The following is a 14,822-nucleotide window of genomic DNA, read 5'->3' as shown; positions in this document are numbered from 1 at the left end:
GAAATATAGGGCATTAGTGGTTATGCTTATTTATACGATATTTTTTTGCAAGTTTACTGTTCATAACCTATATAAATCAATGTAAAAATTAAAATACAAAGTCATTATTGTGTAAATTGCGACATTTGTGACAATTAAAGGGTTTTGGCTATGCATATCGGTGTCAATCGCTTCCCCCTGGATGCGAATGGATCATTTGGCGAAACGTGCGTGATATCTGAACTGGACAAAGCGGACATCAATATTGCTTTCGGTGATGTCGCAGCGGTAACCGCTCTGGCAGGCTCTAATAAGGCTGATAATAAACGAAACGGTGCGCGATGGATTGCTTCTTCCAGTTGTCTGGGGGCTATGAGCCATTTAGGCACTGATAAAGGCGAAAGCTATCTGCATGTGCTTTCTGTGGCTGATATTGATGGCGGTGCGGGCGTGGCCTCAGCAGAACTGGCGCCCGGTAAGGAGAGAGCTATCGCCGAGGCGACACTGGTGAATGCGATGCAGGACGCGGGCAAGCTGGGTGAAATGCCGTCGCTGGTCTGGTTGATTGTGGCGCCGGGCAATGAAGAAGAAGTGCTCAATGGCCTGCATGGCGTGCTTGGTGACAGTGTGCCGATATTTGGCGGCAGCAGTGCCGATAACAGTATCGAAGGTAAATGGGTGCAGTTTGATGGAAAAGAGCTGCACCATAACGGTATCGTGGTCGCGGTACTTTATATGAGTGAGCCGGTGTCCTGTTATTTTAGTTCTGGCTATGAGCCGACAGAATTGTCTGCCCAGGTCACAGCGGGAGAAGGTCGAAAAATTTATACCCTCGACGGCGAACCGGCCGGCACGGTCTACAATCGCTGGCTGAATCTGCTCGAGCAAGCGCCACTGCAACCTGGCAACATATTGCAGGCTAGTACCTATTTTCCGATTAGTCGCAACCAGGGCGCAATGAGCCTCGGTGTGCCGCTGCTTAGTCATCCGGCACGACTGAATGACGATGGCAGCATTGAGCTGTTTGCCAGCCTGGAAGTCGGCGAACAGATTACGCTGATGAGCGGGCAACCGGATAATCTAATCCGGCGAGCTACCGAAGTGACAGAAGTAGTGTTGCAAACCCATGAGCTGAATTATGAATGTCGTCCCAGGGCAATAATTATTGTTTTTTGTGGCGGCTGTATGCTGGCTGTTAAGGACCATCTTGATGAGATCCAGCGTTCGCTATTGGTACTGGCTCAGGATGTACCATTTATTGTGGGATTTACTTTTGGCGAACAGGGCTGTTTCTCAGATGGCATCAGCCGTCACGGTAATTTAATGATTTCTGCAACGGCGATAGGGTGAAATAATTCGTGACCGATGTAGAAACACTCCACGAAACAATTCAAAAGTTACGTTACGAAAACGGCCAGTTGCAACGCTTTAAACAGATTAATCAGTTAATGCTGCATAGTCTGGATGCGATCATGACATCCACTCACCGAAGTGAGGTGTTCGCACGTTTATTTGAGGTAATTGGTGAGATATTGCCTTGCGATCAAATTCTCATTGCCCATCATAATGAAGAGCAAAGTACGGTGATTCCGGTTTGCAGCAGTATAGAAGGGAAAACCTTTAAACCCTTGCGCTACACCGATTTAACCAACGTTTTTGAAGAAACCATGAACGTATTTAATGTGGCTTTGATCCCGGGGTGGAAAGCCCATCTGGGTGATTGGTTACCGGATGCGAACTCGGTGCTCATTCACCCAATCAGTACCTCCCAGGCAAAATATATCTGGCTGATATCCGATAAAAATATTGGTGCATTTTCTAAGCAGTACGAAGATATCTTCGTATCTTTTAGTGCGTTTGTCGCGAATACCTTGTCTCATTTTGAACAACGTAGTCTTATCCGCGAGCGCGAAACCCTGCTTGAGGAACGCGACCGTATTGAAAAATCGATGATGCACCAGGACAAAATGGCCGCGCTGGGACAATTGGCTGCCGGTGTTGCCCACGAACTGAATAATCCGCTGGGTTTTATTAACAGCAACTTGTCCAGTTTGCAGGATTACATTGGCGATATCAGTGAGTTTGTCAGTAAGGCAACAGAATCGTCTGAGGCGATGAAAGCGCTGCACAAAAAGATGGATATAGACTATATTTTAACAGATACGGACGATTTGATTGATGAGTCGCTGCAAGGCATTCGGCGTGCCAGCGATATTATTGCCAATCTTAAGTCTTTCTCGCACCCGGATGAAAAAACCCGGGTTGATCTGGATTTAAACGCTGTTATTGAGCTGGCGCTGACAATAATCAAAACCCAGGCAAAAACGGTAGTGGATATCGATTTTACCCGTTGCGAAGAAAAGCCTGTCATTCACGTTAACGCTAATCAGCTTGCCCAGGTCTTTATCAACATTGTGACTAATGCAATCCAGGCGATAACCGATAAAGCAGGTAGGATCGCGATCACTATTCAGGCGGGAAACAATAGCGTGGATTGCCGCATAGCAGATAACGGGCCGGGTATTCCGGCTGCGGTGGCGGCTAAAATTTTTGATCCCTTCTTCACCACCAAAACCGTGGGAATGGGAACCGGACTGGGATTATCCATTTCAAAAGCCATTGTTGAAAAGTACGGTGGCGAGTTACATCTTGAGTCGAGCAGTGCTAAAGGCACCTGCTTTTTGATCCGATTACCACGGGTCAGTAAATAATCGATGCACGCATAGCGCAGGGTAATTAAAAGGACGTTTACAGCCGGTTCAGAGTGGAGGAATCAATGGCTAATGAGACAACACCGAAAGTATTTGAATCGACCTTCGAACAGTGTGGCATAGGCCTGGCCCATGTTAGCCCTGAAGGGGGATTTATTCGCGTCAATGCCGCGCTCAGTAGCTTTCTTGGCTACAGTAAAGAAGAGCTGGTAAAGCTGGACTTTCAGGATATTACCCATCCTGACTACCTCGACAAAGACCTACAGCGCGTGGCGGAGTTACTGGATGGATTCTACGATTCCTATCAGATGGAAAAACTCTATATCCATAAAAATGGCAAGATGGTGTGGGGTAACCTTACCGTTACGCTGGTGCGAAATGAAGATGAGACGCCGGCTTTTTTCATCTCTGTGGTGGAGGATATTGATGAGAAGAAACGTATAGAACAGGATTATTTTGAGTCCCAGGAAACCCTTCGTTCTATTATCAGTTCGTTATCTGATCGCATGGCAGTGAGCGTCGTCAGCCCCGACCTGACGTCTTTAGTTTACATTAATGAGGGTTATCAGCGTATCTGGGGGCGCAGTGCCAAGGAACTCTACGATAATCCAAGAAGCTTTATCGGTCACATCCATGTGGCAGACAGGCCCCGGGTAATGGATTTTTACCGGCACACCATTACTAACCCCTGGACCTTTGAATATCGTATTATGCGCGATGATGGCGAGCTTCGATACATTCGAGAACGTGGCGAAGTGATCCGCGCTTCCTGTGGTGAAGTGATAAGTCTGGTGATTACTGCAGATGACATTACTCACGATAAACAAATGCATGAAGCATTAAAGTCTGCCAATGAAAAGCTAAATGTGTTGTCCAGAACCGATGGCCTGACCGGGATAGATAATCGCCGCGAATGTTTAGCTGCATTGGATGCCGAATTTAAACGCCTGCGGCGAATTGGCGAACGTACCACGTCCACTCTGGCATTCTTAGATCTTGATAAGTTTAAGCAGATCAACGACCAGTATGGTCATCAGAAAGGCGATAAGGCACTGGTGCTCCTCACCGAACGGATAAAATCCACCATGCGCTCAAATGACCTGGTGGGGCGCTATGGGGGCGATGAATTTTTGCTGTTGTTAAGAGATACCCGGGACTATGAAGCCCAGCATCTGATTGACCGTATCTTTGCTGAGCCTTTGATAGTCAGGAGTGAGCGTTCACAGGAGATCCTGATTCAGTGCTCAATTGGCATGTCCCAGTGGCATCAGGAGCTGGAAAACGTTCAGCAATGGATTGAGGAAGCTGACAGACAGATGTATCACGTAAAAGGGAATAAGGCATCCTAGCTACCTTTTTAATAGTTAACAATTATCTTTGCCAGTCCGGCCGCACAGCTGCCTTACCCTCATGTGTATGTTGCACAATCAGGTAAGGTTAGCTGGGCCGGTGTAAGACTAATAGCCTTGCTCTTTGCCCCAGGCGGCAATTGTGGCTCTTTCCTCATCGGTCATATTGGTTTTATTTAAAAACGGCATATCCCGGGTAACGGTGGTGCGATTCACCAGCTGACGGCCCTGACGCTCAATGTCGGCCCAGTTATCGAGTTTCACTCCCAGCGGCGCAACCTTGAAGATGTCGTCGGTAGGGGTCGCTGAGTGACAGCCTACACAGTGGGTTTCTACCAGTTCCAGCACTTGCTTATCCAGCGCCGACAGCGAAGCGGTTTGCCCTTCACTCACTGCCGCTGTGGGGGCAACGCTTACCTCAGGCGGCGGTTTTGGCCAGGACACCCACAGCGCTACTGCAAGTAAACCCAGCATACCACTTACCAACACAGCCGGACTGAACTTACCCACATGACGCAAATTAAAAAAGTGCCTGATCCACGCAGATAGTGCCATGATCGCTACTAATACTAACCAGTTTTGCGGGTGCTGATAAGTCATCGGATAATGATTACTAATCATGATGAACAGGATGGGTAACGTCAGGTAGTTGTTATGCACCGAGCGTAATTTAGCGCCAGCGCCCCAGGCCGGGTCGACGGCTTGTTTTGCGGCGACAGCATCCACCATTTTACGCTGCGCCGGCATAATATTGAGCCACACATTGGCGACCATAATCGAACCAATTAGGGCGCCTACGTGAATATAAGCGCCGCGGCCACTGAACCAATGGGTCGCCAGATAACTGGCCACAACTAACAACGCGGTAAGGGCAATGGCGAACACTTTAGGGTAGTTGGCAAGCGGTGAACGACAGGCCAGCTCATAAAGCAAAACACCGCTGGCCAGTAAACCGAGTCCGCGGGCAATTGCTTCACCTTCGCTAAGCGCCATCACCGACGGGTCGATAAGATACGCCGATGCGGCAAAGTAATACACGATGATCAGCAACGCGAAGCCGCTTAGCCAGGTGGAGTAGGCTTCCCACTTAAACCAGTGCAGGGTTTTTGGCATGACTTCAGGGCCATAAGCATATTTGCCGACCTCATAAAAACCGCCGCCGTGCACAGCCCATAAATCGCCTTTAATGCCTTTTTGTTTTTTCCAGTCCGGCGGTGTTTCCAGGCTGTTATCCAGCCAGATAAAATAAAACGAGGCACCAATCCACGCAATGCCGGCGATTACGTGAAACCAGCGTACAAATAATGAAAGCCAATCAAGCCACACCATGGTTAGAGCTCCTGTTGTTGATATTGTGGTTGACCTGCCACATAGGTGGCCACAGTGGCGCGATCGTCGCCGAGCATGGTCAGGGCAAAAAGGGTGTCTTCGCAGGTACTTTCTGTATCGATGCGTAGCTGAGTAAGGGCATCAAAGCGGGGATTAAGCACCACAAAATCGGCATCACTGCCCGGATTGAGGTTACCAATTTGATTGCTTAACCCCAGACTATCGGCAGCCCCCTGGGTGAGCATATAAAAGCCTTGTAGCGACGACAGGCTGTAATTGCGTAACTGGCAAATCTTATAAGCCTCGCCAAGGGTTCTGAGCAGGTTAAAACTGGTGCCGCCGCCTACATCGGTAGCCAGTGTGACCGGTACGCCGAATTTTTCGGCTTTGCTCAGTTCAAATAAGCCGCTGCCTAAAAATAAGTTAGATGTCGGGCAGAAAGCCGCAATGGCGCCGCTGTCAGCCATGCGCTGCCACTCACTGTCAGACAGATGAATACAGTGGCCATAAACCGCTCTGGGACGCACCATATGGTATTTCTCGTACACCGCCAGGTAATCTTCGCACTCGGGGTACAGCGTTTTAACCCAGGCGATCTCATCGTGATTTTCTGATAGGTGGGTCTGGATAAAAACGTCTTCATATTGCTGCGCGAGCTCTCCCAGTGCAGCCATTTGTGCGCTACTGCTGGTAGGTGCAAAGCGCGGAGTGAGGGCATAGTAATTGCGCCCCTTGCCATGATAGCGGTCGATTAAGTCGGCACTATCGCGCTGAGCTGATTCGGGCGTATCCTGTAGCCAGTCCGGGCAGTGCCTGTCCATGCACACTTTACCGGCCACGGTGAGCATATTGCGCTGGCTGGCCGCCTCAAACAGCGCCTCGGTAGCGACCTTATGCACGCTTGAATAAACCAGCCCGGTAGTGGTGCCGTTTTTCAGGCATTCGGTTAAAAAGGCGTCGGCCATGGTGTTGGCAAAGTCGGCATCTTCAAACTGTCGCTCCGCCGGAAAGGTAAAGTTATCCAGCCAGGTCAGCAATTGTTCACCGTAACTGGCTATTATCTCGGTTTGCGGAAAATGCAGGTGGGTATCAATAAGTCCCGGAATAATAACCCGGCCTGAGTAATCGATAACGTCTACATCGGCATAGCGTGCTTTCAGCGCTGAAAAGTCGCCAAGATCGGCAATTTTGCCGTCTTTTATCAGCATTGCACCATCTTTAAAGCTCTGCAGATCGCTGTGATACTGTGTTGTTGAGCGCGGGTAATGATAAAGCGTACCGCGAATGAGTTGTGTCGTTGCCACTAGCTACCCCGGTAACTGCTAAAACCAAACGGCGAGATAAGCAGTGGCACATGGTAGTGGCCACCGTCTTCGGTCATCTCAAAATGGATATCAACGAAGGGATAAAATGACTGACCATGGTTAGCAATCAGGTAGTCTTTGCACTCAAAACGAATGGCATAAATACCGGCGCTGAAAGTCATATCGGGCCAATCCATACAACGTCCATCGCTGTTGGTAACGGCGGTTACCTGACTGCCGTCCGGGCCGGTAAGTGTGACCGGCATATCGGCAACCGGTTTACCTGAAGTGGTATCTAGCACATGGCTGGATAAACTGATCATTATGAAGCTTCCTGTGTTGGTGCGCTTAACCCTTTGGTCAGGCGTAGCAGGGTGATTTTGATTTGTTCGGCAGCGGCGTTTTCGAGCTCGCTGACCGTATCGTTGGGCAAGCGTTTTTGCAGCGCTTGAAGCATGGTATCGGCGCTAAGCCCGGTGGCACAGATAATAAAGATAAAGCCGTGTTTGTTAAGGTACTCATGATTAAGCGTATGCAGCACCTGCAGTGTTTCTTCGCTGGCTACCGCAGTGCCTTGCTGTTCTGATGCTGCGGTGTCTTTGGTGTTGGCGAATTTGGCCCTGAGACTGTTTACATCACCAATCATCGGGTGCGCTTCAAAGGCCTGGCGGTAATCGCTTTCGGTGAGCGATTCCCACACTTCTACCGCGTAGCTGTATACATCAGCAGCGCTTTTATACGGCCGGCCTGTGACCATGGCATTAACCCAGCGCTCAGCCGCGCAGCTGGCTTCAAACCAGTCGTAAGCGGCATTATCGTCCAGTTGATTTAATTCATTGAGTGTCATGAAGTACTTCCTTTTTCGTGTTGACAGTGCCGGATGCTGCTGAGCCAGTAACCCCATGCAAGCGCTGAATAATTTGTGCGCTTACCGATACAGCCACTTCCACGGGCAGTTTGCCCGGTATTTCACTAAGGCCAATGGGGGTCACGAAGTGCGCGAGTTGCTGTTCGCTGATCCCTTTACTTTGTAAACGGTGGACAAACCGTTTCGCTTTGGTCTGAGAGCCAATCATACCTACGTAAGGTAAATCCGGGTGTTTGAGGGCTTTTTCGGCCAGCTCAAAATCCAGTTGATGATCGTGGGTCATAATTACCACCCAGCTGCCACCGGGTAACAATGGAATTTCGCCAACCGGCTCATCGTCACACAGATAGTCCACATTCGCCGGCAGGGGGCCGGTGGGCGTAAGTGACTCGCGGTTATCAATCCAGCGTACAGACAGTGGTAGCTGCGCGAGGACAGGCACCAGTGCCTGGGCCACATGACCCGCGCCAAACAGCGCCAGTACCTGGCGGTGACTAACGTGGGTTTCTATCAGCAATTTTACTGCGCCGCCACAGCACTGGCCCAGTTTACTGGCCAGCGGAAAAGGGTGGACCGCCTGTTGGTTCTGGCGCTGGTTGACACTGTCTGCCAGAGCCTGCCGGGCCAGCTCTATGGCTTTAAACTCCAGGTGACCGCCACCAATGGTGTCAAACTGGCGGTCAGCAGTGACGACCATTTTGGTGCCTTGTTCACGGGGCGTGGAGCCAGCCGTGGTAAGTACCGTGATAAGCGCATAACCCTCGGCGTGTTGTTCGCAATAGTGAATAGCCTCGAACCAGCGTCGTACCTGCCATTTTTCGTTTTGCATATTACTGCTCTCCACCGGCATTCTGTATGGCGTTAATGGCCATCAGGACTTTTTCTGGTGTGGCCGGGGCAGGCAGATCAGGATCCACCTTATAATCGGCCAGACTGGCAATGGCGTCTTTAATTGCGCACCACACGGAGATGGCCAGCATAAAGGGTGGCTCCCCTACGGCTTTGGAGTGATAAATACTGTCTTCGGCGTTGGGCCGATCAAACAGCGCGACGTTAAAGTGTGCAGGCGTATCGCCAATTGCCGGTATTTTATAGGTGGCCATGTTATTAGATATTAACCGGCCGCTGTCATCCCAGCGTAAATCTTCGGTGGTGAGCCAGCCCATGCCCTGAATAAAGCCACCTTCAATCTGGCCGCGGTCAATGGCGGGGTTAAGGCTGGTACCTACGTCATGGAGGATATCCACTTTATCGAGGGTATATTCGCCGGTCAGGGTATCCACACTGACTTCAGAAACAGCCGCGCCGTTGGCAAAGTAAAAGAACGGCCGGCCAGAGCCGGTTTCGCGATCGTAGTATATTTTGGGCGTGCGGTAGTAGCCGGTAGCCGATAACGAAATACGCGCCATGTAGGCATTCTGAATTAACTGGGTAAAGGGCAGGTGATGACCGCCGGCGCTTACCTGACCCGCCGCAAAGATCACATCTTCTGCCGGCACGTTAAATTGTTCGGCAAAGAAAGCGGCCAGGCGCTCTTTAATAGTAATACAGGCATTTTGTGCGGCTTTACCGTTAAGGTCGGTACCACTTGATGCCGCTGTGGGCGAGGTATTAGGCACTTTATCAGTGCGCGTGGCGGTTACCTCGATATTATCCAGCGTTACGCCAAATTCATGGGCCACAATCTGGCCGATTTTAGTGTGCAGACCCTGGCCCATTTCGGTACCACCGTGATTAACCTGAATACTGCCATCGGTGTAGATATGCAGCAGTGCACCAGCCTGATTAAGGTGTTTGGCGGTAAATGAAATACCAAATTTTACCGGCGTCAGGGCCAGACCTTTTTTGATTATCGGGCTGGCAGCGTTAAACGCTTTTACTTCTTCGCGGCGCTGCCAGTAATTGCTGTTGGCCTCCAGTTTGCCAATCAGGTCGGCCAGAATATCCTGCTCCAGTGGCATCCCGTATGGGGTAACCGTACCATTCTCTTCACCATAAAGGTTGAGCTTACGCACGCTTAACGGGTCCAGCCCGGTTTTTCGGGCTACCACGTCCATCATCAGCTCGGCCATAATAAGCCCTTGTGGGCCGCCAAACCCCCGGAATGCCGTATGTGACACAATGTTGGTTTTAAGGCGGTGGCCGGTGATATGGGTATCGCCTAACTGATAGGCGTTATCAACGTGAAACATGGCGCGGTCGACAATGGCGTCTGATAAATCCGGTGAGTGGCCACAGTTGCCCGATACGGTGACTTTGGCACCCAGCATTTTGCCGGTTTCATTAAAGGCAATTTCATAGTCGTTTTCAAAAGGGTGACGTTTGCCGGTGGCTTGCATATCGAGCATGCGCGGCAGGCGCATTTTTACCGCGCGCCGGGTACGCAGTGCAAAAACCGCAGCCAGACAGGCCCACTGGGCCGCCTGGGATTCTTTACCACCAAAACCACCACCCATACGGCGCATGTCCACTGCCACGCGGTGCAATTTGACATCCAGCACTTCGGCCACCAGTTTTTGCACCTCACTGGGATGCTGACTGGAGGTAAAAATGCTCATGCGATCTTCTTCTTCAGGGATCGCCAGGCTCACCTGACCTTCCAGATACATATGTTCCTGACCGCCCACTGATAAATGACCAGATGCGGTAAGTGGTGCGGTTTGCAGGGTGTTACTGACATCACCACGACCAAATTCATGGGTAGGGCGCACCTTGGCATCGGCAGCCAGCGCTTCATGAGTGGTGAGAATAGCCTCTGCCTCGGCAAAGGTCATGGTGGCTTTAGTGGCGGCAACCCGCGCTTGTTCCTGGGTTTCTGCCAGTACGGCGAAGACCGGCTGGCCATGAAATTTGACTTCGTTATCAAGCAGAATGGGGTCGCCACCAAACACCGGGCCTATATCGGTATGGCCGGGAATATCACTGATAGTAATGATGTCGATAACACCGGGAGAGTGTTTTACGGCGCTGAGATCCAGTGAAGTCAAAGTGCCACTGGCGACATTGGTCACTCCAACGCTGGCATAGCATAACGATGCTGGCGCGGGGATATCGTCGACATACCTTGCGCTGCCCGAGACCTGGCGGATGGCACTTTCGTGTTTTTCAGAGCGCAGCAGCGGTGAATGTTCGGCCTTATGTGAAGGTTGATCGACAAGTTTACGCATAAGCTGTCACCCGGGTTGTGGCTAATAGTTCAGATTGTGTTTCAAACCAGAAGCGCTGCCATAAATTGGCGAGAATTTGTTTACGATAACTGGCACTGGCCCGCACATCATCAATCGGGGAAAACGCCTCAGCCAGGATTTCCATGCCCAGTTGGCGGGTGCTTTGCTCACGCCAGTTTTTACCCAGCAAACGCTGTTCCAGCTCTTCGCAGCTAACCGGGGTTGCTGCCACGCCGCCAAAGCCGGAGCTGATAGCGCTGACGATGCCGTCTTCCAGCGTTACCGTGAAAATGGCACAGACCGCAGAAATATCATCTTCGTGGCGTTTGGAGACTTTGTAGGCTCTTAACTGCGTCTGCTCATCCATACGGTTAAAGCGAATAGCGCTTATCCACTCTTTATCGGCTAAAACGGTTTGGCGATAGCCGGTGAAGAATTTATCGGCCGGGACCTCGCGGTAGTCGCTGCCGTTATCTAGAATGACAGTGGCATTGAGGGCCAGCAGTACCGGTGGCATATCGCCGATAGGGGATGCATTGGCCACATTGCCGCCAAGTGTGGCCTGATTTCTTATTGGCAGGGAGGCAAAGCGGTCAATCAGTTCATGAAGCTGCGGAAAATGCTCGTGCAGCACCGGTGCTATGTCGCTGAGCGGCAACGCTGCGCCAACGGTAACAGCCTGTTCGTCTACTTCCAGCTCACGGCACTCTTTAACCCGGGTAGTGCTTACCAAGGTTGGAAGTGTTTTTAACTGCTGGGTATATTCAAGCGACAAATCAGTGCTACCGGCGACAAAACGGGCATCCGGATGCGCCTGCAGTAAGGCTGCCATGGCTTCACGGCTCGAAGGCAAATAGACCTTGTTCATCACCGGCGTCGATGTCTCGGCGGCAATGGCCTCTAACTGTTTCAGTACCTCGCCCTCCTGCCCGGTAAACTTATCGGCTTTGCGGTGCGCACAGGCGTCCAGCGTGGCCTCAATAATAGGCCGGTAACCGGTACAGCGGCACAGGTTGCCGGACAGCGCGGTGTTAACGGTTTCGCGCGTGGCGGGGTGATCGGTATGATAAAGTGCAAACATCGACATCACAAAACCCGGCGTACAAAAACCACACTGGCTGCCATGGTGTTCGACCATGGCTTGTTGTACCGGGTGGAGAGTGTTGCCGTCACTAAGGTGTTCCACTGTGATCAGCTGTTTACCATGCAGAGCTGCCATCAGCGTAATACAGCTGTTGACACTGCGGTAATAAATACCTGTTTGGGAAGGGGCAATTTCACCAAGAACGACCGTGCATGCACCACAATCGCCCGCTGCACAGCCTTCCTTGCTGCCTGTCAGCGCTTTCTGGTCACGCAAGTATTGCTGTACAGACACTTCTGCAGCCTCATTTTCTAACGTAACCAATTCATTATTAAGTAAAAATTTTATCATCCTGTGCTCCGGGCCTGAGATGGCGGGCTAATAAGCGCATACCATACCGGAAATACTATTCAAAAAGTAGACCAAGTGGTCAGTTTTTTGTGCTTAAATAGCGCTGCAGCCTAACCGGTATGCTAACAAGGCGTTATCAGACAGGAGGCTTGTCAGGCTTCTGCCTGCTTTCTGTAAAGTGTAGCGTAGGTTACTGCAACGACAATTACATGGACTGACCACTTGGTCGGCAAAAAAATGACTAAGTGGTCAGGAAATTGCTGTAAAACAGACTCTGTACTGAGACAAAGCAACGAGAAAGTGACAAGATGTAGCATGAATGGACATCCGCCCGCTATCACAGGGCGATGCCTGATGACATTCAGGTGCTCAGTCAATTTCAGTGAAAAACAAGGAACGCAGTATTAATGGCGAGTAAATCGAAAATGGACGGTAGTATCGGGGCTAAGAACAAACAGAAAATTCTGGCCGCGGCTGAAAAGGCTTTCGCAACTTATGGTTTTAAGGGCACTTCGGTACAGCAAATTGCTGACGAGGCGGAGTTACCGAAAACCAATATTCTGTATTACTTTAAATCCAAGCAGGGCCTGTATGTGGCAATGTTGCAGGACATTATGTCGCTGTGGAATTCACGCTTCGATCAAGTGACCGAAGACGACGATCCGGCAGAGTCGCTGGCTGATTATATCGCCGATAAAATGACCATGTCGCGGACCCATCCCCAGGCGTCTAAAATTTTCGCCATGGAAGTGCTCAATGGCGCACCTTATCTCAATAAGTTTTTCAGCAACGAGCACGTGGCCTGGATGGAAGGGCGGGTTGCTATTTTGAATAGCTGGATAGCCCAGGGGCGGATGACCGCCGTTGATCCGCTGTATCTGTTATTTCACATCTGGGCCTGCACCCAGCACTATGCCGATTTTTCGGCACAAATTACCAGTTTGCGAGGCAAGACCATGAAACGGGCAGACTTTGATGAAGCTACCCGCCAGCTGGTGCAATTGATATTGTCAGGCTGTGGTCTTACCGTGCCTGAAAAATACGCGGAGTCAGCGAAATGAGTGATTATCCAAGAGATCTGATTGGCTACGGTGCCAACCCACCGCATCCACGCTGGCCGGGCAATGCCAGAGTGGCGGTACAGTTTGTGCTGAATTACGAAGAAGGCGGTGAAAATTGTGTGCTGCACGGTGACAGCCACTCTGAGATCTTTCTGTCCGAGATTATTGGTGCACAAGCCTATCCGGACCGGCACCTGAGCATGGAATCAATCTATGAATATGGTTCCCGTGCTGGCTTCTGGCGTCTGCACCGCCTGTTCACTCAGGCTAACATTCCGCTCACAGTGTTTGGCGTGACCATGGCACTTGAGCGTCACCCTGAAGTGGTTAAAGCCATGCTCGATGCCGACTGGGAAATCGCCAGTCATGCACTACGCTGGATCCATTTTCAGGACATGGATATCAACGAAGAACGGGCCCAGATTGAAGAGTCTGTGATGCGCCATAAAGCGCTCACGGGTAAAGTCCCCGCAGGTTGGTATACCGGCCGCACCAGTCCGAATACTTTGGCATTAATCGCTGAGCGTGACGATATTCTATATTGCGCCGACTCCTATGCCGACGATTTACCTTACTATGATACGCATTACAGTAAGCCGTTGCTGATGATACCTTATACTTTGGATACCAATGATATGCGGTTTGCCACACCACAGGGCTTTAACAGTGGTGAACAGTTTTTCACTTATCTGAAAGATGCTTTCGATGTGTTGTATGAAGAAGGGCAGGACGCCCCCAAAATGTTATCCATAGGTTTGCATAATCGTATCATTGGCCGTCCGGCCCGGTTTGCTGCGTTAAAGCGCTTTGTTGAGTATGTGCAGAGTCATGATCAGGTATGGTGTTGTACCAGAGAGCAAATCGCTCAGCACTGGGCCGAGCACTTTCCTTACGGCGAAAAATAACCGTTGTACATTGAGTAGTTATTATAAACTTCACCGTCATACCGGATAGCTGCCAGGGCAGCTTCCGGCATGACGGTGTCTTTTTCGTCGCACCGGCTGAAAAAACTGTCATACCGGCCCAATAGTTCGCAATAACCGAACGGGTAAAAGCCGGTGTCTTAACATCGTATTGTAGCCTTAAAAATCACTGTAATACCGCCCAAATAAATCTGTCATACCGGCCTGCGAGCCGGTATCTTTTAAACAGTTTGACTACCTGAAACAGTATTTTTTGGGTGAGCAAAACTTTTCTGGAGATACCGGATAGCGGCTAAAGCCGCTTCCGGTATGACGAGTAGAGGTGAGTTCGGCGCGTTAGCGTGTTTTTGCTTTTTATTTGGTTCTTTGTATCGCGAAATACTGTCACCGGGCAGATCAAGTAAAAGCGAAGAGGCATCATGGATGATGGCTCCGGTCAGGAGGGCAGGACGCCCTCTCTGACCGATAGGTTTTACCTGCCCGGTGACAGTATGCACCTTCGCGATTAAAGAACTGGAAGGTTTCCAAAGGGGAGCCATCTCCCCTTTGGGTGCAGTCGGCACCCCGACAGGATGTGGAGATTACCGAAGATGTTGATATCACTCTTGTTGACTGAGCAAAACTTTTCAGGAGATACCGGATAGCTGCCAGGGCAGCTTCCGGCATGACGGTGTCTTTTTCGTCGCACCGGCTGAA

At 50.6% G+C, this 14,822-nt stretch carries 12 protein-coding genes; 5 read left to right on the top strand and 7 right to left on the bottom strand.

The window, feature by feature from the left end:
* Nucleotides 1-150 precede the first annotated feature (150 nt).
* The 3 genes from C6Y40_RS22580 (at nucleotide 151) to C6Y40_RS22570 (ending at nucleotide 4,039) form a co-directional block, all read left to right on the top strand.
* Nucleotides 151-1,329 carry an FIST signal transduction protein gene (locus C6Y40_RS22580; protein ID WP_105936651.1) on the top strand — a complete coding sequence of 393 codons (1,179 nt, stop codon included), beginning with the start codon at nucleotides 151-153 and terminating at the stop codon, nucleotides 1,327-1,329.
* An 8-nt stretch (nucleotides 1,330-1,337) separates the two neighbouring features.
* Nucleotides 1,338-2,690 carry an ATP-binding protein gene (locus C6Y40_RS22575; RefSeq protein WP_105936650.1) on the top strand — a complete coding sequence of 451 codons (1,353 nt, stop codon included), beginning with the start codon at nucleotides 1,338-1,340 and terminating at the stop codon, nucleotides 2,688-2,690.
* 65 nt (nucleotides 2,691-2,755) lie between these two features.
* Entirely contained in the window at nucleotides 2,756-4,039 is a 1,284-nt protein-coding gene (locus C6Y40_RS22570; RefSeq protein ID WP_105936649.1) for a diguanylate cyclase, read from the top strand.
* A 108-nt stretch (nucleotides 4,040-4,147) separates the two neighbouring features.
* Here the strand turns inward: C6Y40_RS22570 and C6Y40_RS22565 are convergent, their stop codons facing one another.
* From C6Y40_RS22565 to xdhA, 7 genes are read right to left on the bottom strand one after another with little or no spacing between them, the layout of a single operon-like run.
* The gene (locus tag C6Y40_RS22565) at nucleotides 4,148-5,368 is read right to left on the bottom strand and encodes a urate hydroxylase PuuD (RefSeq protein WP_105936648.1); all 1,221 of its coding nucleotides are present in this window, start codon (nucleotides 5,366-5,368) and stop codon (nucleotides 4,148-4,150) included.
* 2 nt (nucleotides 5,369-5,370) lie between these two features.
* Nucleotides 5,371-6,672, bottom strand: a complete 1,302-nt coding sequence (guaD, locus tag C6Y40_RS22560) for a guanine deaminase (protein ID WP_105936647.1) — start codon at nucleotides 6,670-6,672, stop codon at nucleotides 5,371-5,373.
* Nucleotides 6,672-6,995, bottom strand: a complete 324-nt coding sequence (gene uraH / locus C6Y40_RS22555) for a hydroxyisourate hydrolase (RefSeq protein WP_105936646.1) — start codon at nucleotides 6,993-6,995, stop codon at nucleotides 6,672-6,674. Before uraH ends, guaD begins: the two co-directional genes overlap by 1 nt.
* Complete coding sequence (uraD, locus tag C6Y40_RS22550) at nucleotides 6,995-7,519, bottom strand: 2-oxo-4-hydroxy-4-carboxy-5-ureidoimidazoline decarboxylase (RefSeq protein WP_105936645.1); 525 nt, start codon at nucleotides 7,517-7,519, stop codon at nucleotides 6,995-6,997. The genes uraH and uraD overlap by 1 nt, the downstream gene beginning before the upstream one ends.
* Nucleotides 7,506-8,369 (bottom strand): xanthine dehydrogenase accessory protein XdhC, encoded by an 864-nt coding sequence (gene xdhC, locus C6Y40_RS22545; RefSeq protein ID WP_164464628.1) that lies wholly within the window; start codon nucleotides 8,367-8,369, stop codon nucleotides 7,506-7,508. The genes uraD and xdhC overlap by 14 nt, the downstream gene beginning before the upstream one ends.
* Nucleotide 8,370: 1 nt before the next feature.
* Nucleotides 8,371-10,707, bottom strand: a complete 2,337-nt coding sequence (gene xdhB / locus C6Y40_RS22540; protein ID WP_105936643.1) for a xanthine dehydrogenase molybdopterin binding subunit — start codon at nucleotides 10,705-10,707, stop codon at nucleotides 8,371-8,373.
* Entirely contained in the window at nucleotides 10,700-12,142 is a 1,443-nt protein-coding gene (gene xdhA, locus C6Y40_RS22535) for a xanthine dehydrogenase small subunit (RefSeq protein WP_105936642.1), read from the bottom strand. Before xdhA ends, xdhB begins: the two co-directional genes overlap by 8 nt.
* A 407-nt stretch (nucleotides 12,143-12,549) precedes the next feature.
* On the opposite strand from xdhA, the gene C6Y40_RS22530 reads away from it, so the two are divergent.
* Together C6Y40_RS22530 and puuE are read left to right on the top strand one after the other, a co-directional pair.
* Complete coding sequence (locus tag C6Y40_RS22530; RefSeq protein WP_105936641.1) at nucleotides 12,550-13,203, top strand: TetR family transcriptional regulator C-terminal domain-containing protein; 654 nt, start codon at nucleotides 12,550-12,552, stop codon at nucleotides 13,201-13,203.
* Nucleotides 13,200-14,108: an allantoinase PuuE gene (gene puuE, locus C6Y40_RS22525; RefSeq protein WP_105936640.1), complete on the top strand. Its 909-nt coding sequence runs from the start codon at nucleotides 13,200-13,202 to the stop codon at nucleotides 14,106-14,108. The genes C6Y40_RS22530 and puuE overlap by 4 nt, the downstream gene beginning before the upstream one ends.
* Nucleotides 14,109-14,822 lie beyond the last annotated feature (714 nt).

The organism is Marisediminitalea alba (assembly GCF_002993365.1).
GTDB lineage: Bacteria > Pseudomonadota > Gammaproteobacteria > Enterobacterales > Alteromonadaceae > Alteromonas > Alteromonas alba.
The sequence above is the reverse complement of the archived record's forward strand: the minus strand, read 5'-3'. Positions and strand labels throughout refer to the sequence as shown.

What these genes read in the sequence shown, in the direction of transcription:
- C6Y40_RS22580 (WP_105936651.1), top strand. Translation starts at nt 151, where the DNA reads ATGCATATCGGTGTCAATCGCTTCCCCCTGGATGCGAATGGATCATTT.
- C6Y40_RS22570 (WP_105936649.1), top strand. Translation starts at nt 2,756, where the DNA reads ATGGCTAATGAGACAACACCGAAAGTATTTGAATCGACCTTCGAACAG.
- C6Y40_RS22565 (WP_105936648.1), bottom strand. Translation starts at nt 5,368, where the DNA reads ATGGTGTGGCTTGATTGGCTTTCATTATTTGTACGCTGGTTTCACGTA.
- uraH (WP_105936646.1), bottom strand. Translation starts at nt 6,995, where the DNA reads ATGATCAGTTTATCCAGCCATGTGCTAGATACCACTTCAGGTAAACCG.
- uraD (WP_105936645.1), bottom strand. Translation starts at nt 7,519, where the DNA reads ATGACACTCAATGAATTAAATCAACTGGACGATAATGCCGCTTACGAC.
- xdhC (WP_164464628.1), bottom strand. Translation starts at nt 8,369, where the DNA reads ATGCAAAACGAAAAATGGCAGGTACGACGCTGGTTCGAGGCTATTCAC.
- xdhB (WP_105936643.1), bottom strand. Translation starts at nt 10,707, where the DNA reads ATGCGTAAACTTGTCGATCAACCTTCACATAAGGCCGAACATTCACCG.
- xdhA (WP_105936642.1), bottom strand. Translation starts at nt 12,142, where the DNA reads ATGATAAAATTTTTACTTAATAATGAATTGGTTACGTTAGAAAATGAG.
- C6Y40_RS22530 (WP_105936641.1), top strand. Translation starts at nt 12,550, where the DNA reads ATGGCGAGTAAATCGAAAATGGACGGTAGTATCGGGGCTAAGAACAAA.
- puuE (WP_105936640.1), top strand. Translation starts at nt 13,200, where the DNA reads ATGAGTGATTATCCAAGAGATCTGATTGGCTACGGTGCCAACCCACCG.